The sequence below is a fragment of the Roseovarius sp. PS-C2 genome (assembly GCF_018862045.1).
In the GTDB taxonomy this organism is placed as follows: Bacteria; Pseudomonadota; Alphaproteobacteria; order Rhodobacterales; family Rhodobacteraceae; genus Roseovarius.
This window is the reverse complement of sequence record NZ_JAHKSQ010000006.1, coordinates 203,216-220,064: the sequence shown is the minus strand read 5'-3', so window position 1 is coordinate 220,064 and position 16,849 is coordinate 203,216. Positions and strand designations below refer to the sequence as shown.

The window sequence follows — 16,849 nt, the reverse complement described above, 5'->3', positions numbered from 1 at the left end:
TAGCACGAGCCCGGTTTTTTCGGAATTCACGCATTTCCACTCCCCAAAAATAGCGGGGGCAGGTCCGGCTAAGCCCCTGATCCCGTTACACCGGCCCAAAAACGGCAAAACGCCCGCGACCGGGCAATCCGATTCGCGGGCGTCGAACCTGTCTCCACGAGCGCGGACAGGTTACTTTCCGGCTTCCAGCACGTCCTCGACGGTGCGCAGCCCGGTCTTGGGCGACTGCACCAGAACGGCCATGTTGCCGGGTTTGTGCTGGTTCTTGTACATCTTCACATGCGCGTCCGGGATCTGATCCCACGGGAACACCTCGGACATGCACGGGTCGATCCGGCGCTCCACCATCAGGCGGTTGGCGGCGGCGGCCTGTTTCAGATGCGCGAAATGCGAGCCCTGCAAACGCTTCTGGTGCATCCAGACATACCGCACGTCAAAGGTGCAGTTGAAGCCGGTGGTGCCCGCGCAGATCACGACCATCCCGCCCTTCTTGCACACGAAACTGGACACCGGGAAGGTTGCCTCGCCGGGATGTTCGAACACGATATCCACGTTGTTGCCCTTGCCGGTGATGTCCCAGATCGCCTTGCCGAACTTGCGGACTTCCTTGAACCATGCGGCATATTCCGGCGTGTTGACCTTGGGCAGTTGCCCCCAGCAATTGAAATCCTTGCGGTTGATGACGCCCTTGGCGCCAAGGTCCATCACGAACTGGCGCTTGTCCTCTTCCGAGATCACGCCGATCGCATTGCCGCCCGCCGCGTTGATCAACTGGATCGCGAACGACCCCAGACCGCCCGACGCGCCCCAGACCAGCACGTTCTGGCCGGGCTTGAGCTCGTGCGGGTGATGGCCGAACAGCATCCGGTACGCGGTGGCCAGCGTCAGCGTGTAACAGGCCGACTCTTCCCATGTCAGGTGTTTGGGACGCGGCAGAAGCTGCTGCGCCTGCACGCGGGTGAACTGCGCAAACGACCCGTCCGGGGTTTCATAGCCCCAGATACGCTGGCTGGGCGAATACATCGGATCGCCGCCATTGCATTCCTCATCGTCGCCGTCGTCCTGGTTACAGTGAACCACGACCTCGTCGCCCACTTTCCAGGTCTTCACCTTGTCGCCCACGGCCCAGACGATGCCCGCGGCATCCGACCCGGCGATGTGATAATCGGCCCCGTGGCCGTCGAAGGGGCTGATCGGTTCGCCCAGACCGGCCCAGATACCGTTGTAATTGACGCCCGCCGCCATCACCAGGACCAGCACCTCGTGGCTGTCCAGAACGGGGGTGTCCACCACCTCGACCTGAAAGGATTTGTCGGGGGGGCCATGGCGATCGCGCCGGATGGCCCAGGCGTACATCTGCTTGGGCACATGGCCCAGCGGGGGCATTTCGCCGACCTCGTAAAGGTCCTTCTCGGGCGCGTCGTAGGGTGCGATCCCGGTATCGGTGTCCAGAGCCATTTTCAGCCTCCTAGTTGGTGTCTCTTGCCGCAACGCAGAATCGCGGCTCTGCCCTTGGGAATATAATTCAACGCGAAACAATGCAATGCCGAGAGGGCTGTTTTTGTAATTTTATGACCTCGCAATTGCAGAAATTAGGCACCATCCTTGCTGCGATTGCAAAAATGATGCGCAATCGAGCGCGCGTAATACGCCAGAACGGGCCGCTCTTCGGGCACCATGGCCACCTTGCCGCCCGCTTCGGTCACGATCTTGCGGCGGGTCAGGTTGCGCAGCCCCACCTCCACGGCATAGGCGATATCCTCGCGCGGCAGGTGCAGTACGGTCTGCGGAAGCTGCCCGACCATCGCGGCCAGCCGCGCCTCAAGGCCCTCGCGCGTCATCGGGGCGCCCTCTTCCTCCAGCGCCCGCGCCACCAGCGGCACGGGCAGCACCGGCACCTCCTGCCCGATCCGCTGCATCAGCAGATCGCCCAACACCTCGACCGGCGCACCGGGATGCGTGGCCTCGAACCCGGCCAGAGACACCGGCGCGCCGAAACTGACCGCGGCATAGCCATGCCGGTGATAGCGCCGCCGCAGCCACAGCCAGAGCTGTTTCACGATGAACCGCCCCACCACGCTGATCCGCGCCCGAAACCGCCGCTCGCCCGTCTGCCCGGCGGCCACAAGGATGCGATCCTCGAACACCCGGTCGTAATTCAGCGCCACGGGCACGAACACCACGTCACGCGCATCCTCCGCGCGGCCCTCGACGATATATTTCAGGATACCCAGCCTGGGCGGGGCCAGCCCGCCATCGAGGCTCAGCCCCCCTTCGGGGAACACCGCCTGCGCCACGCCGCCGTCGGTGGCCATACGCACATAGCGCGCCAGAACCCGGCGATACAGGTCGTTGCGCGATTTGCGGCGGATGAAATACGCCCCCATCGCCTTGATCAGCCGCGACAGCGGCCAGACCCGCGCCCATTCCCCCACCGCATAGGACAGCGCCGAGCGTTCGGCGGCCAGCCAGGTGACCAGAACGTAATCCATGTTCGAGCGGTGATTCATCACGAACACCACCGTCGCCTTGCGATCCACCCGCGCCAGCGCCTCTTCGTCGAAATGCGCCAGCCGCACCCGGTAGAGCGAGCGCGACAGCCATTTCGCCGCCCGGATCGCGACCCCGAAATAGGCCGTGGCCGAAAATCCCGGCACGATCTCGCGGGCATAGCGCTTGGCTTGCTCGAACGCCACGTTCTCGGGAATGCCTTCGGCCTTTGCGTGGTCGGCAATCGCCCGACTGACCTCGGGATCGTAGATCAGCCGCTGGATCATGTCGTGACGCCGGGCCAGCTTGAACGGCTCGATCGGGCGCTCCAGCCGCTCGTTCAGCCTGGCCACCGCGCGTTCCATCCGGCGGCGAAAGAACCAGCGCACCGACGGAAACAGGAAATGCGACGCGAATGTCACCGCCGCAAAGGCGACCAGAAGAATCAGCGCCCAAAGCGGCATTTCGATCATCTTGCCCATATTGACAGCAATACAGGGTTTGACGGCGCGGTAAATGACCCCATGCCGCAATGCAGCGAATTGACAGCGCCACATTATTCCAGATAAACACGCATTGACGTAACAAAATTGCGCATACTGATTCACGAGGCCCGCCCATGTCGCAGACGCAGAATGAAATCCAACGGGACCGCCCCTGGCTCATCCGCACCTATGCCGGCCACTCCACCGCCAAAGCCTCGAACGCGCTCTACCGCTCCAACCTCGCGCGCGGGCAAACCGGCCTGTCGGTGGCCTTCGACCTGCCCACGCAAACCGGCTATGACAGCGATCACGTTCTGGCGCGCGGCGAGGTCGGCAAGGTCGGCGTGCCGGTCTGCCATCTGGGCGATATGCGCACACTGTTCGACGACATTCCGCTGGAACAGATGAACACCTCGATGACGATCAACGCCACCGCGCCGTGGCTGCTGGCGCTTTACGTCGCCGTGGCCGAGGAACAGGGCGCCGATACCACCAAACTGCAAGGCACGGTGCAAAACGACCTGATCAAGGAATACCTGTCGCGCGGCACCTACATCTGTCCGCCCAAACCGTCGTTGAAACTGATCGGGGACGTGGCCGAATACTGCTACACCAATATTCCCAAATGGAACCCGATGAACGTGTGTTCCTATCACCTGCAAGAGGCCGGCGCGACGCCCGAGCAGGAACTGGCCTTTGCGCTGGCCACCGCCACCGCCGTTCTGGACGAGCTGAAGCCGCGTGTCCCGGCCGAGGATTTCCCGCGCCTCGTCGGGCGGATTTCGTTCTTTGTGAATGCGGGCATCCGGTTTGTCACCGAAATGTGCAAGATGCGCGCCTTCGTGGACCTCTGGGACGAGATTTGCGCCACCCGTTACGGCGTGGAAGACGCCAAATACCGCCGCTTCCGTTACGGCGTGCAGGTGAATTCCCTCGGCCTGACCGAACAGCAGCCCGAAAACAACGTCTACCGCATCCTGATCGAGATGCTGGCCGTGACCCTGTCGAAAAAGGCCCGCGCCCGCGCCGTGCAACTGCCTGCCTGGAACGAGGCATTGGGCCTGCCCCGCCCGTGGGATCAGCAATGGTCGATGCGAATGCAGCAGATTCTGGCCTATGAAACCGACCTTCTGGAATTCGACGACCTGTTCGACGGCAACCCGGCGGTCGATGCCAAGGTCGAAGCCCTCAAGGAGGGCGCGCGTCACGAGCTGGCCAATATCGACAGCATGGGCGGCGCGGTGGATGCCATCGAATACATGAAATCCCGGCTGGTCGATTCCAACGCCGACCGTCTCAACAGGATCGAGCGCAACGACACCGTCGTCGTCGGCGTCAACAAATGGACCGAGGGCGAACCCTCCCCCCTGATGGGCGAAGATGGCGGCATCATGGTCGTCGATCCGGCGGTCGAGGCCGAACAGATCGACCGCCTGAACGAATGGCGCGCCCAGCGCGACGATGCCGCGGTCAAGGAGGCGCTGGCGGAACTGCGCGCCGCCGCCTCCGAGGGGCGCAATGTCATGCCCGCGTCGATCAAGGCCGCCAGGGCCGGCGTCACCACCGGCGAATGGGCCGCGCAAATGCGCGCCGTGCATGGCGAATATCGCGGCCCCACCGGCGTGTCGGGCAGCCCCTCGAACAAGACCGAAGGTCTGGACGATATCCGCGATGCGGTGGACGCGGTCAGCGACAAGTTGGGCCGCCGGTTGAAATTCCTTGTCGGCAAGCCGGGGCTCGACGGCCATTCCAACGGCGCCGAACAGATCGCCTTCCGCGCCCGCGACTGCGGCATGGATATCAGCTATGAGGGCATCCGCCTGACCCCCGAGGAAATCGTCAGCGCGGCGATCGAGGATCAGGCCCATGTCGTCGGCCTGTCGATCCTGTCGGGCTCGCACATCCCGCTGGTCGAGGACCTGATGAAGCGGATGCGCGAGGCCGGGCTTGGCAACGTGCCGGTGATCGTCGGCGGCATCATCCCCGAAGACGACGCCAGACGCCTGCGCGACATGGGCGTCGCCCGCGTCTACACGCCCAAGGATTTCGAGCTGAACACCATCATGATGGACATCGTGACGCTCGCCGATCCAAGGGCCGTGGCCGCCGAGTAACTCGATCCGCGCCCCCTGCCCCTCCGCCATACGGCAACGGGCGAGACAGGAATCTTCGTTTGCGCGACTGGCCGAAAGATAGGCCAGCCGCGGTTCAACCGTGAGTCGGGCATCGTTTTGTGGTAGACTACGCCGCGACATCGCAATGCGGTGGGGCATCGGATGGTAGACGAAACGACGACATCACAACTGAAAAATACCTGGGAGATGGCAGCGCCCGGTTGGGCGAAATGGGAAAACACCATTGCCCAGGGGTTTTCTCAAGCCACCGGCCAGCTTCTCGATATGGCCGCGATTGAACCCGGAATGCAGGTTCTGGACATTGCCTGCGGGGCTGGCAGCCAAAGTATCGAAGCGGCCAGGCGCGTCGGGCCACAAGGCCGGGTGCTTGCCAGTGATATTTCAAGCAAAATGCTGGAACATGTGCGCCAGAATGCCCGCGACGCCGGTGTAGACAACATAGAAACCCATCCTGACGCCGCCGAGGATCTGGATGCGTCGCTTGGCCCGTTCGATGCTGCAATCTGCCGAATGGGCCTGATGCTGTTTCCCGCACCGCACAGGGCCCTGAACATTCTGGGGAAACTGTTGAACCCCGGCGCACGTTTTGCGGCGCTCGTTTTCACATCACCGGTGAACAGCCCCTTTCTGTCGCGACCAATGGCGATCCTGCTTCGACATGCCGGAAAGGCCCCTCCCGAGCCCGGCAGTCCTGGCTTGTTCGCCTTGGGTGGCAACGGTGTTTTGGAAACTCTCATGGAGGATTGCGGGTTTGAAGGCATTGAAACCCGTACTGTCCATGCCGACGTTTCCCTGCCAAGTGCAGACGACGCCATGCACCTGCTGCAAGAAGCCGCCGGGGCCTATCGCGCTGTCGTGGCCGACCTTGATGACACCGCGAAATCCAGGGCATGGGAAGAAGTCCGCGATTGCCTGACGCAATTCGACACGGGCGATCGCGTTGAGGCCCGGCTTGAGGCCATGATTTGTTCGGGTAAGACCCCAAGCTGAACCGATCAGGTGCAACGCGCCCCACCGAGAGCGCCACAAAACCGCGCAGGGGTAAAACAACCACCAAAGCGAAAGGCCCGGTCGCATGACCGGGCCTTTGCGCGTCGTTCCATCCGGGAGGGGGTTATTCGCCCTCTGCCGCGCCTTCGGCCTCGGCCTGCATTTCTTCCAGTTGCGCGATGATACGCTTGTTCAGGTCTTCGTCGTTCTGGGCGATGCCGCCGATGGCGCGGTATTCATCGGCACTCATGTTCTCGACCTCGTCGATGGCCGAGATGGCGGCGGCTTCGGCCTCGGCGATGATGTCCTGCCGCTGTTCCTGATCCTGCTCCTGCTGGATGCGCGGCATGTATTCCTGGCTGACGGCCTGCACGGCCATGACGGCATTGGCAAAGGCCTCGATCTGCGTATCGGTGATGCTTTCCGCAGTGATTTCGTCAGGGGCGCTGTCCTGCGCCACAAGCGGGGTCGCCAGCGCCAGCGCGACGGCGGTCAGGACGGGGGCGATCTTGGGTGTCAGGGTCAATCCATGTCTCCGTTTGCATTGCGTTGCCCGGCAAATGCGCCGGGCTGCCTGTCACGACATGGGGTATCGCGGCGCACGGTGCAAATGCCCTCAGCGGAAAAATGCCGGGACGGCGGCGGCATAATCGGCTGGCATGGGGCGGCAATTCGCGCCAAACTGCCCCGAACCCATGCACAAGGAGCCCGCCATGACCCTCACAATCCGCCCGCTTCAGGATCAGGACCAACCGGCATGGCGCGACCTGTGGAGGGCCTATCTGGAGTTCTACGAAACCAGCGTCCCCGACGAGGTCTATGAAACCACCTTCGCCCGCCTGATCGACCCCGACACCCCCCGCCAGCAGGCGTTTCTGGCACTGCAGGGCGACACCCCCGTAGGGCTGGTGCATTACATCTACCATCCCCATAACTGGCGGATCGAGGATGTCTGTTACCTTCAGGATCTCTACGCCGATCCGTCCGTGCGCGGCACCGGCGTGGGCCGCGCCCTGATCGAGGCGGTCTATCGCGCCGCCGACGCCAACGGCACGCCCTCGGTCTACTGGATGACACAGGATTTCAACGCACAGGCGCGCAAGCTCTACGATCGCATCGCCACCCTGACGCCCTTCATCAAGTACCAACGCTAAAGGCCCGCCCATGACCATCCATATCGGCGCCGCCCCCGGCGACATCGCCCCGACCGTCCTGATGCCCGGCGACCCGCTGCGCGCCAGATGGGCCGCCGAAACCTTTCTCGACGCCCCGCACTGCGTGACCGAGGTGCGCGGCATGCTGGGCTATACCGGCACATGGCGCGGCCACCCGGTGACCGTTCAGGGCAGCGGCATGGGCATGCCCAGCCTGTCGATCTACGCCAATGAACTGATCCGCGACTATGGCGTGACCACCCTGATCCGCATCGGATCCTGCGGCGCGATGCAGCCCCATGTCGCCCTGCGCGACGTGATCCTCGCCATGACGGCCAGTTCGATCAGCACCCCATCCTCCACCATCCTGCGCGAGGTGAATTTCGCCCCCTGTGCCGACTGGAGCCTTTTGCAGTCCGCCGCCGCCGCCGCGCGAGATCAGGGCGTCACCCCGCATATCGGCGGCATCTGGTCCACCGACACCTTCTATGACGAACGCCCCGACCTGACAGACCAGCTCACCCGCCACGGCACGCTGGCCGTGGAAATGGAAGCCGCCGAGCTTTACACGCTGGCTGCGCGCCACAAGGCCCGCGCGCTGGCGGTGCTGACTGTCAGCGACCATTTGCAAACCGGCGATGCCCTGCCAGCCGACCAGCGCGAAACCGGCTTTGCCGCGATGGTCGAAATCGCCCTTGCCGCAGCCTTCCCCGGCTGAACCGCCCCAAAATCACGGTTTCCATTCAGCCGCCTTTCGCGTTTAAATACGCCCGCATTCAAATGAGGTCAGACCATGCGCCCCGTCTTCGTCAACATCCGGTGCAAACCCGGCAAGTCCTATAAAATCGCCGAGGAAATCGCCCTGCGCGAAATCCACTCCGAACTCTATTCGACGTCCGGGCCGTTCGACCTGCTGCTCAAGCTCTACATCCCCGACGGCGAGGACGTGGGCAAATACATCAACGATCACCTGCTGGACATCGACGGCATCGAGCGCACGGAAACCACGCTCACCTTCAAGGCCTTCTGAGACACCGGCACAAAAAACGACACCAAGGGAGATACCAACACATGAAACTGACATCACTCGTGGCCGCCGCCTGCATGGCGCTGACCGGCACAGCCGCCCTGGCGCAGGACGCGCCGGTCAAGGTCGGCATGATCACCACATTGTCCGGCGGTGGGGCCGGGCTTGGCATCGACACGCGCGACGGCTTCCTGCTCGCCGCCAAGCTGGCGGGCAACGACAACCTCGACATCGTGGTCGAAGACGATCAGCGCAAGCCCGACATCGCCGTGCAACTGGCCGACAAGATGATCCAGTCCGAAAAGGTGGATGTGCTGACCGGCATCGTCTGGTCCAACCTCGCGATGGCCGTGGTGCCCGCCGCCACCGCACAGGGCAAGTTCTACCTGTCCACCAACGCCGCACCCTCGGCGCTGGCGGGCAAGGGCTGCAACCCGAACTATTTCTCGGTTTCCTACCAGAACGACAACCTGCACGAGGCCGCAGGCGCCTATGTCAAGGATGCGGGCTATACCAAGCCCTTCATCCTCGCCCCCAACTACCCGGCAGGCCAAGACAGCCTGACAGGCTTCAAGCGCCTCTACGGCGGTGAACTGGCGGGCGAGGTCTATACCAAGCTCGGCCAGACAGATTACGCCGCCGAGATCGCCCAGATCCGCGCCAGCGGCGCCGACAGCATCTTTTTCTTCCTGCCCGGCGGCATGGGGATTTCCTTCCTCAAGCAATATGCCGACAGCGGGCTTGACCTGCCGGTGGTCGGCCCGGCCTTCAGCTTTGATCAGGGCATCCTTCAGGCCGTGGGCGACGCGGCAATGGGCGTGAAGAACACCAGCCAGTGGAACAAGGATATCGACAACGCGGCCAACGCCACCTTCGTCGAAGAGTTCCAGAAGGAATACGGCCGCCTGCCCTCGCTTTATGCCGCGCAGGGGTATGACACCGCGAACCTGCTGCTCTCGGCGATGGCCAAGGCCGACGTTTCGGATGCCGATGCCTTCCGCGCCGCACTCAAGGCCGCCGAATTCGACAGCGTCCGGGGCGATTTCTCCTTCGCCGCCAACAATCACCCCATTCAGGACATTTATGTCCGTGAGGTGATCAAAGAGGGCGACGTGTTCACCAACAAGATCATCGGCACCGCGCTGGAGGACCACTCCAACGCCTATGTCGACGAGTGCAGCATGTGATCCGAGTCGGGCGGGCAGGCTTCGGCTTGCCCGCCCGCTTCGCGCCGTTTGTGCGTGTTGCGTCCATCATGGGCGCACATTTCCCCAAGACCCCCGATTTTCGTACAAAACCCGCGTACGCTTTGTACAAAACGTACGAAACGCCTAGTCTCCGGCAGCGACCAGAACGATCTCACCGTCCCAGACCTGTTTCAGCCGCTCCGCCGCCTGCCAGGACCGCAGGCCGGACCGGCACACCATCACCGCCCTTTGCCCGGTTTCCGGGTGCGGCCCATCCGGCCCGAACGCCTCGACCGGCAGGCGCAGCGCAGTTTCGCAGATCAACGGGGCCTCATCCTCGGCCCGCAAATCCACAATGAAATCAGTGTCTTGCATTGCTATCGGCGCAATAAATCCCGGCTGCCACTCCGGCTCGGGCGCCCCATCAAAGCGGAACCCGCCAAACCGCATCGCCCCCGCATCGCAGGTCACCATCTGCCCCAGCGGGCTGGGCTTCAGCCCCATCACCACGGCCATGACCATTTGCGCCTGAAGGCTGCCCAACAGCCCCACCACCGGGCCAAGCACCCCGTCTTCGGCGCAGTTCCCCATGCTTTGCGGCAATTCCGGGAAGATCGCCCGCAAACTTGGCGCATCACAGCAAAATCCACCTGCATATCCCGAAGTTTGCGTGACGGATGCACTGATCAATGGCACATTCGCAGCCTTGCAATGATCCGACAGGATATAGCTGACGGCGAAACTGTCCGCGCAATCGACCACAAGGTTAACACTTTCGCACAAATCAGCCGCATTTTCCGGGCCAAGCAGGGCTTCGACCGGCTCGATCCTGCACTCGGGGTTCAGCGCGCGCATGGCATCGGCAGCCGCACGCGCCTTGGGCCGGCCCAGATCGTGTTCGCGGAAAATCGTTTGCCTGTGTAGGTTTGACATCTCCACCCGGTCGCAATCGACCAGACGGATATACCCCACCCCGGCCCCGGCCAGATATTGCAGCACCGGCGCGGCCAGCCCTCCGGCTCCCACCACCAACAGGCGCGCGGCCTGTAAACGGCTCTGCCCGTCCATACCCACGCCCGGCACGGCCATCTGGCGGGCATAGCGGCTCATCTGGTGGCCTTCAGCCATTCGCACACCCGGTTTTCGGGGTCGTCGTTCCACGTGATATCCGTCACGACCGACACGATATCGGCCCCGGCCTCAAACGCGCCCGCCGCCCGCTCGACACTCATGCCGCCAATGGCGACCAGCGGCAGATCACCGATCAACCCCTTCCATTCATTGACTTTTTCCAGCCCCTGCCGATGCCATTTCATCTGCTTCAGCTTTGTCGGATAGACCGGCCCAAGCGCCACATAATCCGGGCTCAGCGCCAGCGCGCGGTCCAGTTCGTCCCGGTCATGGGTGCTGATCCCCAGCTTGATCCCGGCCCGGCGAATCGCCGCGATATCGGCCTCGTCCAGATCCTCCTGACCCAGATGAACCCAGTCACAGCCCGCATCAATCGCCACTTGCCAATAATCGTTTACAATCAATGCCGTAGCGTGTTTCCGGCACAAATCCCGCGCCTGCGCGACCTGATCCGCGACAATCTGCCCCGGCTGGTCCTTGATCCGCAACTGCACCAGCTTCACCCCCAACGGCAACATCCGGCGCAACCAGTCCACATCGTTGAAAATCGGATAGAAACGATCCAGCGTCATTCCAAAAATGCCTTTCCGATCAATGGGGTAGAGGGCGCCGCCATATCGCGCGGCTCCATCGGGTCGGCCTCATACGCCAGCCGCCCGGCCTCGACCGCACGGGCAAACCCCTCGGCCATCCCCGCCGGATCGCCCGCCTTGGCCACCGCCGTGTTCAGCAACACCGCATCAAACCCCATCTCCATCGCCTGCGCCGCCTGACTGGGCAGGCCAAGCCCCGCATCCACAACCATCGGCACATCGGGAAACTGCGCCCTAAGTATCCGTAATCCATAGATATTCGTCAGGCCCAACCCGGTTCCGATCGGCGCACCCCAGGGCATCAACACCTTGCACCCGACCTCCAGCAACCGCTCGGCCAGCACCAGATCCTCGGTGGTATAGGGGAACACCTCGAACCCCTCGTTGGTCAAAATCCGCGCCGCCTCGACCAGCCCGAAGGGATCGGGCTGCAAGGTATCGGCATGGCCGATCACTTCCAGCTTTATCCATTTGGTTTCAAACAGTTCGCGCGCCATCTGCGCCGTCGTCACCGCCTCGCGCACCGAATGACACCCGGCGGTATTGGGCAGAACCCGAACGCCCAACTGCGCCACCAGATCCCAGAATGCGGCCCCCGCCCGGTCGGCTCCGGCCTCACGCCGCACCGACACCGTCGCAATCCCCGCCCCGGACCGGCGAAACGCCTGCTCCAACACGGCAGGCGACGGGTATTGCGCCGTGCCCAACATCAGCCGTGAGGTCACTTCGGCTCCATAAAACGATACCATGACTTATCCCCCCTGCCGTGGCGCGACGATCTCCAGACGGTCGCCATCGCTCAACTCCATCTGGCTCCGCACCGTCACCGGCACGAAGGTTTCATTGACGGCGGTGGCCACCCTGGCCCCGCCATAGCCAAGCTCGTCCAGCACCTTGTCCAGCGTGCCGGAGGCGACTTCCCGGCCTTCACCGTTCACGTTGATCTTCATCCATCACCTCCGGTGTTTTCCCATCGAGAACCAGTTCCGCCACCATCCGTGCCAGCGCGGGGGCCAGCAAAAAACCGTGCCGGAACAACCCGTTGACGTAAATCGTATCATCCCGCCGCCGGATGCGCGGCAGGTTGTCGGGAAAGGCCGGGCGCGCATCGACGCCGATTTCCAGTATCTCGGCCTCGCCAAAAGCGGGGTGCAGCGCATAGGCCGCATTCAGCAATTCGGCCACCGACCGCAGGGTCGCGCGGCTGCGTTCGCCGCTTTCGATCTGGGTCGCCCCCAGCATGAACACCCCGACACCGCGCGGCACGATATAGAGCGGATGGCGCGGATGCAGCAGGCGCACGGGCCGAAGCAATGCGACATCCGGCGCGCGCAAGATCACCATTTCGCCTTTGACCCCGCGCAAATCCGTCAGCACATCCTGCGCCGCCAGCCCGCGACAGTCGATGGTCAGCCCGCCTTGCTCCGCATCAGCCGTAATCCCGACCCCGTTATGCTCCAACCGGTCGCGCAGATGCGTCAGGGCCGCGCGCGGCACGATATGCGCCTCGCCCCTGAAAAACAGGGCGCGGTCGAACCGCCCGTCAAGCTGCGGCTCGACCTCGGCCAGGGCATCGCGGTCCAGCAGGCTGTGCCGTTCCGTCCTTCGCGCGAAACGATCCAGCTCGGCCCGGTCCCGCCCAAGCGTGACCACGAGCGATCCCTTGCGATGCACCTCGACCCCGGCGCGCGCCCACCAATCGGCAGCCTCCTGCCCCAGCCTCACGACAGGCTCTTCGGCGGTTTCGCCTTCGCAGAACGGGGTCAACATGCCACCGGCCCACCATGAGCACGCATGCGGACCCGGCTGCGCCTGATGATCCACCAGCCGCACCTCTACGCCCCGCGCCGTCAGTTCCGTTGCCACGCACAGCCCGACAACCCCGGCCCCGATGATCGTGATCTCCTGCGTCATGACCACACCTCGTGAAAATGGTGAACCGGGCCGTGCCCCTGTCCGACATGCAGGCCATCGGCCGCCCGGATCGCCCCCTGCAGCCAGCCATGCGCGCGCGCCGTCGCCGCCCGCAGATCCAGCCCCGAGGCCAGCCCGGCCGCAATGGCCGAAGACATGCTGCATCCGGTCCCGTGGGTATTGCCGGTGTGGATACGCGGCGCCTCGATCCGTTCGACCCCATCGGCGGCGATCAGCAGATCGACACAGATATCGCCCGAGCCATGACCGCCCTTCATCAACACCGTCGTTGCACCCATCGCCCGCAGGGCCTGCCCTTGCGTCTCGGCATCCTGTGCCGTTTCTGCCACGCCGGTTTGCAACAGGCGCGCGGCCTCGGGCAGGTTCGGGGTCAGCACATCGGCACGCGGCAGCAGGTATTCGATCAGGGCCGCCACGGCCTCGTCCGCCAGAAGCGGATCGCCCGATTTCGCCACCATCACCGGATCGAGAACGACAGGACCGCCATAATCGCCAAGCGCCTCGGCGACGGCCCGGACAATCCCAGGCGTGCCCAGCATCCCGATCTTGACCGCACCGATCTCGATATCGTCCAGAACCGAGGCAATCTGCGCGCGCACCATCTTTTCGCTCACCGCCTCGACCGCCTGCACGCCTGTCGTGTTCTGCGCGGTGATACCGGTGATCGCGCTTGCGCCATAAACGCCAAGGGCGGAAAAACTTTTCAGGTCGGCCTGAATGCCCGCGCCGCCGCCACTGTCGGAACCGGCGATTGTCAGGGCCTTTGGGGGTGTCTGCATTGTCTCACTCCTGCGGCATCGGGGGCAGGAGACACAGGACGTCAAACTGATATGTCGGACCTTCGGTCATGCTCCGTTCCCTCCGCCGGCATTGTCCGGATCAGGTTCGATGGGTTGGCTGCGCCTCTCAGCCCCCTCACGGGGCACCCCAACGGATTGTGAATCAGAACGTAGTCCTTTGCCCGAGGGCGTTCAACCCGGCAAACGCATGTGCCGAAAGTCAACTCACCTGTTCCTTTCCCCCCTGCCGGGCCGTTGACCCTGCAGGGGCTGATATGGGAGAGCACCGACTACACCTTTTCGCCACGATTCCGCCCTGCAACGGCAGCCATACGGCCCGAACCGGGCGTTGGCGCACTATCGCCTTCAGCGCTCCATCGCGCCCTTCCCGTCAAGGATCTTTGCACGGAACTTCCTGATCCGGTTCAGTCTGGTCTCTGTTTTCCTGGCCGAATTAAGGTTGATAACATAGCTTTTTTGGCGCCCGCGCGTCAGCGCCTCGAAAGCCTCGGCAAGCTCCGTGTCCGCATCGAGCGCATCCACGAGTTCATCGGGTAACACCAGCTCCCTATCGTCCTTTGGAGGCTTCTTTCCCGTTTCCGCATAGTCCTTGGCCTCCTCCAGATAAGCGCCTATCACACCTTCCATCCTTTCCGGCCCATCACTGGCCGTAAACCTTATCATGTCGGGGTGTTGCGTGTTCGGACCCTGCTTTTCCAATACACCTTCGGGGTCTTTCATGAGCGCAGCATTGAAAAAGCTAAGGCGAAAGTCCTTTCTATGTGCGCCGATAATCACGATATTTCGCCCGGCATGCATATAGCAGGGATGGCCCCACTTGACCGTCTCACTCAGTTCAGCGGACAGGCAAATATCCCGCAACCTGGCAAGACCCTGCCCCCAGATCCTTGTCGAACAGCTCCCTGTTCCGAAGCGCTCGCAACGCCCGCAGCCCTTGGTAAAATAGTCGTCGATATCGGTGATCATCATGCGGCCCACAATAGCACTTTCTGGTAGATCACTTGAAGATACAGGCCCGGACCCTGAACGGACCTGCGGATTTTCGCTAAACCGCATGGCAGGCATAGATGCGGCCCTTGCCCTTTGGCGGCGTCCTACTCCGCCGCGCTTTGCAGGCTGGCCATCAGGTTGTGGAATTTCTCGCCCTGCACGGCGACATGGGCGCGCAACGCCTCGCCCGCCCCGGCGGCATCGCCCTGCACAAGCGCATCGACGATCCCCTCATGCTCGGCCATGGATTGCGCCATACGCCCGCGAAACCGCAATTGCTGCCGCCGGAACGGCTTGAGCCGTTTGTGCAGTTTGGCAGTTTCCTGTTCGAGGAATCTGTTACCCGATTGCTGATAGATGATTCGATGGAATCGCTCGTTTTCGGCGTAATATCCATCTGAGTCATGCGCCTCGACGGCAGCCTTGCAATTGGCGTTCGCACTGCGCAGTTCGTCCAGGGCCGCATCCGAAATCCGCATGGCGGCCAACCGCCCGCAAATGGCTTCGAGCTCGGCCATGACCTCGAACATCTCCATCAGTTCGACCGGGCCGGGCTGGCGCACGAATGCCCCGCGACGGGGGATCAACTCGACCAGCCCGGACAGGGCAAGGCGTTGAAAAGCCTCGCGAAGCGGCGTGCGGGACACGCCAAACTGCTCGGCCAGGCGCATCTCGTCCAGCCGGTCGCCATCCCGATACATGCCGGCGAAAATCAGTTCTTCCAGCTCTTCGGCAATGCTATCGGCGCGACGTGGTTCCATGAGGTTTTTGTACTAACAAGCCCGTCGGGATGCAAGATTTGTTATCTTGTATACAAAAATATTGACTTGCAAAACAATCCCCTCTTACTCTCTCCGGGACACCCGGTTCTGCCGGGGTCCATCTTTGGGAGGAGAAAAATGAAAACTTTCATGAAAACCGCCGTGGCTGCGGCGGCTCTGGCTGCAACCGGCACCCTGGCCAGCGCCACCGAACTGCGCCTGTCGCACCAGTGGTCCAATCAGGACGTCCGCCACAAGGTCGCACAGATCGTGGCCGACGAGGTCGCCGCCGCAGACGTGGATCTGGACATCAAGATTTTCGGATCGAAATCCCTGTTCAAGCCGCGCGAACAATACAAACCGCTCAGCCGTGGCCAGTTGGACATGACGGTTCTGCCGCTCAGCTATGCAGGTGGCCAGCAACCCGCCTACAACCTGACCCTGATGCCGGGCCTTGTGAAAAACCACGATCATGCCGCGCGCCTGTCCGAAAGCCCCTTCATGGAGGCGCTCGAGGCCAAGATGGCCGATGACGATGTGATGGTGCTGGTGCATGGGTATCTGGCCGGTGGCTTTGCCGGCAAGGACAAGTGCATCAAAAACCCCGAAGACGTGAACGGGCTGCAGATGCGCGCCGCAGGCAAGGCGTTCGAACAGATGCTGGCCGGTGCGGGCGCCTCGATTGCGTCGATGGCCTCGTCGGAAATCTACAACGCCATGCAAACCGGCGTTCTGGACGCGGCCAACACCTCGTCCTCGTCTTTCGTCAGCTATCGCATCTATGAACAGGTGGCATGCTATACGCCTGCCGGCGATATCGCGCTGTGGTTCATGTATCAGCCCCTGCTGATGAACAAGACCACCTTCGAGGGCCTGACCGAAGCACAGCAGAACGCCCTGCTGGAAGCCTCGAAAAAGGCCGAAGCCTTCTATCTCGAAGAAGCCAAGAAACAAGACGCCGCCTCGGTCGAGGTGTTCAGCGACGCAGGCGTGGAAATCGCCAAGATGTCGCCCGAGGATTTCGAAGCCTGGCGCACCCTGGCCAAGGAAACCTCCTACAAGGCCTTCGTCGAAGAAGTGCCTGACGGGCAGGCGCTTCTGGATATGGCGCTGGCCGTGGAATGACCGATCCGGGGCAGCGTTTTGCGCGCTGCCCCACACCCGATTTCAC

The 16,849-nt window shown here is 62.9% G+C and carries 18 protein-coding genes and 1 riboswitch; of the genes, 7 read left to right on the top strand and 11 right to left on the bottom strand.

The window, feature by feature from the left end:
* Positions 1–171 precede the first annotated feature (171 nt).
* Complete coding sequence (gene ccrA / locus KPG71_RS13190) at positions 172–1,458, bottom strand: crotonyl-CoA carboxylase/reductase (protein ID WP_216338465.1); 1,287 nt, start codon at positions 1,456–1,458, stop codon at positions 172–174.
* Between the two features lie 134 nt (positions 1,459–1,592).
* Entirely contained in the window at positions 1,593–2,972 is a 1,380-nt protein-coding gene (locus KPG71_RS13185; RefSeq protein ID WP_216338464.1) for a 1-acyl-sn-glycerol-3-phosphate acyltransferase, read from the bottom strand.
* Between the two features lie 137 nt (positions 2,973–3,109).
* On the opposite strand from KPG71_RS13185, the gene KPG71_RS13180 reads away from it, so the two are divergent.
* Together KPG71_RS13180 and KPG71_RS13175 are read left to right on the top strand one after the other, a co-directional pair.
* Positions 3,110–5,089 (top strand): protein meaA, encoded by a 1,980-nt coding sequence (locus KPG71_RS13180; RefSeq protein WP_216338463.1) that lies wholly within the window; start codon positions 3,110–3,112, stop codon positions 5,087–5,089.
* Positions 5,090–5,296: 207 nt separating this feature from the next.
* On the top strand, positions 5,297–6,100 hold the full coding sequence (locus KPG71_RS13175) for a class I SAM-dependent methyltransferase (protein ID WP_216338462.1): 804 nt from the start codon (positions 5,297–5,299) through the stop codon (positions 6,098–6,100).
* A gap of 124 nt (positions 6,101–6,224) precedes the next feature.
* Here the strand turns inward: KPG71_RS13175 and KPG71_RS13170 are convergent, their stop codons facing one another.
* Entirely contained in the window at positions 6,225–6,626 is a 402-nt protein-coding gene (locus KPG71_RS13170; protein ID WP_216338461.1) for a DUF4168 domain-containing protein, read from the bottom strand.
* 187 nt (positions 6,627–6,813) lie between these two features.
* Between KPG71_RS13170 and KPG71_RS13165 the strand changes: the two genes are divergently transcribed.
* The 4 genes from KPG71_RS13165 (at position 6,814) to KPG71_RS13150 (ending at position 9,468) form a co-directional block, all read left to right on the top strand.
* Positions 6,814–7,254 (top strand): GNAT family N-acetyltransferase, encoded by a 441-nt coding sequence (locus KPG71_RS13165; RefSeq protein WP_216338460.1) that lies wholly within the window; start codon positions 6,814–6,816, stop codon positions 7,252–7,254.
* A gap of 10 nt (positions 7,255–7,264) precedes the next feature.
* Positions 7,265–7,972: a purine-nucleoside phosphorylase gene (gene deoD, locus KPG71_RS13160; RefSeq protein ID WP_216338459.1), complete on the top strand. Its 708-nt coding sequence runs from the start codon at positions 7,265–7,267 to the stop codon at positions 7,970–7,972.
* A 75-nt stretch (positions 7,973–8,047) separates the two neighbouring features.
* A complete protein-coding gene (locus KPG71_RS13155; RefSeq protein WP_073036937.1) occupies positions 8,048–8,284 on the top strand; it encodes an Lrp/AsnC ligand binding domain-containing protein in 237 nt (78 codons plus the stop codon).
* A 41-nt stretch (positions 8,285–8,325) separates the two neighbouring features.
* Positions 8,326–9,468 (top strand): ABC transporter substrate-binding protein, encoded by a 1,143-nt coding sequence (locus tag KPG71_RS13150; protein ID WP_216338458.1) that lies wholly within the window; start codon positions 8,326–8,328, stop codon positions 9,466–9,468.
* Positions 9,469–9,612: 144 nt separating this feature from the next.
* Here KPG71_RS13150 and KPG71_RS13145 read toward each other — a convergent pair whose 3' ends face one another.
* The 8 genes from KPG71_RS13145 to KPG71_RS13110 all read right to left on the bottom strand — a co-directional run bounded on the left by KPG71_RS13145 (position 9,613) and on the right by KPG71_RS13110 (position 15,678).
* Positions 9,613–10,596: a HesA/MoeB/ThiF family protein gene (locus KPG71_RS13145; protein ID WP_253196258.1), complete on the bottom strand. Its 984-nt coding sequence runs from the start codon at positions 10,594–10,596 to the stop codon at positions 9,613–9,615.
* On the bottom strand, positions 10,575–11,171 hold the full coding sequence (locus KPG71_RS13140; RefSeq protein ID WP_216338457.1) for a thiamine phosphate synthase: 597 nt from the start codon (positions 11,169–11,171) through the stop codon (positions 10,575–10,577). Before KPG71_RS13140 ends, KPG71_RS13145 begins: the two co-directional genes overlap by 22 nt.
* Positions 11,168–11,941 carry a thiazole synthase gene (locus KPG71_RS13135; protein ID WP_216338456.1) on the bottom strand — a complete coding sequence of 258 codons (774 nt, stop codon included), beginning with the start codon at positions 11,939–11,941 and terminating at the stop codon, positions 11,168–11,170. Before KPG71_RS13135 ends, KPG71_RS13140 begins: the two co-directional genes overlap by 4 nt.
* Positions 11,942–11,944: 3 nt before the next feature.
* On the bottom strand, positions 11,945–12,142 hold the full coding sequence (gene thiS / locus KPG71_RS13130) for a sulfur carrier protein ThiS (RefSeq protein ID WP_216338455.1): 198 nt from the start codon (positions 12,140–12,142) through the stop codon (positions 11,945–11,947).
* Positions 12,120–13,106 (bottom strand): glycine oxidase ThiO, encoded by a 987-nt coding sequence (gene thiO, locus KPG71_RS13125; protein ID WP_216338454.1) that lies wholly within the window; start codon positions 13,104–13,106, stop codon positions 12,120–12,122. The genes thiS and thiO overlap by 23 nt, the downstream gene beginning before the upstream one ends.
* Positions 13,103–13,906 carry a bifunctional hydroxymethylpyrimidine kinase/phosphomethylpyrimidine kinase gene (thiD, locus tag KPG71_RS13120; RefSeq protein ID WP_216338453.1) on the bottom strand — a complete coding sequence of 268 codons (804 nt, stop codon included), beginning with the start codon at positions 13,904–13,906 and terminating at the stop codon, positions 13,103–13,105. Before thiD ends, thiO begins: the two co-directional genes overlap by 4 nt.
* A gap of 60 nt (positions 13,907–13,966) precedes the next feature.
* Positions 13,967–14,067, bottom strand: a riboswitch (TPP riboswitch).
* Positions 14,068–14,272: 205 nt separating this feature from the next.
* A complete protein-coding gene (locus KPG71_RS13115) occupies positions 14,273–14,896 on the bottom strand; it encodes a YdeI family protein (RefSeq protein ID WP_216338452.1) in 624 nt (207 codons plus the stop codon).
* A gap of 125 nt (positions 14,897–15,021) precedes the next feature.
* Complete coding sequence (locus tag KPG71_RS13110) at positions 15,022–15,678, bottom strand: GntR family transcriptional regulator (protein ID WP_216338451.1); 657 nt, start codon at positions 15,676–15,678, stop codon at positions 15,022–15,024.
* Between the two features lie 138 nt (positions 15,679–15,816).
* Between KPG71_RS13110 and dctP the strand changes: the two genes are divergently transcribed.
* Positions 15,817–16,803, top strand: coding sequence for a TRAP transporter substrate-binding protein DctP (gene dctP, locus KPG71_RS13105; RefSeq protein WP_216338450.1), 987 nt, complete (start codon positions 15,817–15,819; stop codon positions 16,801–16,803).
* Positions 16,804–16,849 lie beyond the last annotated feature (46 nt).

Coding starts and splice junctions, on each gene's coding strand:
- ccrA (WP_216338465.1), bottom strand. CDS start 1,458: ATGGCTCTGGACACCGATACCGGGATCGCACCCTACGACGCGCCCGAG.
- KPG71_RS13185 (WP_216338464.1), bottom strand. CDS start 2,972: ATGGGCAAGATGATCGAAATGCCGCTTTGGGCGCTGATTCTTCTGGTC.
- KPG71_RS13180 (WP_216338463.1), top strand. CDS start 3,110: ATGTCGCAGACGCAGAATGAAATCCAACGGGACCGCCCCTGGCTCATC.
- KPG71_RS13175 (WP_216338462.1), top strand. CDS start 5,297: ATGGCAGCGCCCGGTTGGGCGAAATGGGAAAACACCATTGCCCAGGGG.
- KPG71_RS13165 (WP_216338460.1), top strand. CDS start 6,814: ATGACCCTCACAATCCGCCCGCTTCAGGATCAGGACCAACCGGCATGG.
- deoD (WP_216338459.1), top strand. CDS start 7,265: ATGACCATCCATATCGGCGCCGCCCCCGGCGACATCGCCCCGACCGTC.
- KPG71_RS13155 (WP_073036937.1), top strand. CDS start 8,048: ATGCGCCCCGTCTTCGTCAACATCCGGTGCAAACCCGGCAAGTCCTAT.
- KPG71_RS13150 (WP_216338458.1), top strand. CDS start 8,326: ATGAAACTGACATCACTCGTGGCCGCCGCCTGCATGGCGCTGACCGGC.
- KPG71_RS13145 (WP_253196258.1), bottom strand. CDS start 10,596: ATGGCTGAAGGCCACCAGATGAGCCGCTATGCCCGCCAGATGGCCGTG.
- KPG71_RS13140 (WP_216338457.1), bottom strand. CDS start 11,171: ATGACGCTGGATCGTTTCTATCCGATTTTCAACGATGTGGACTGGTTG.
- KPG71_RS13135 (WP_216338456.1), bottom strand. CDS start 11,941: ATGGTATCGTTTTATGGAGCCGAAGTGACCTCACGGCTGATGTTGGGC.
- thiS (WP_216338455.1), bottom strand. CDS start 12,142: ATGAAGATCAACGTGAACGGTGAAGGCCGGGAAGTCGCCTCCGGCACG.
- thiO (WP_216338454.1), bottom strand. CDS start 13,106: ATGACGCAGGAGATCACGATCATCGGGGCCGGGGTTGTCGGGCTGTGC.
- thiD (WP_216338453.1), bottom strand. CDS start 13,906: ATGCAGACACCCCCAAAGGCCCTGACAATCGCCGGTTCCGACAGTGGC.
- KPG71_RS13115 (WP_216338452.1), bottom strand. CDS start 14,896: ATGATGATCACCGATATCGACGACTATTTTACCAAGGGCTGCGGGCGT.
- KPG71_RS13110 (WP_216338451.1), bottom strand. CDS start 15,678: ATGGAACCACGTCGCGCCGATAGCATTGCCGAAGAGCTGGAAGAACTG.
- dctP (WP_216338450.1), top strand. CDS start 15,817: ATGAAAACTTTCATGAAAACCGCCGTGGCTGCGGCGGCTCTGGCTGCA.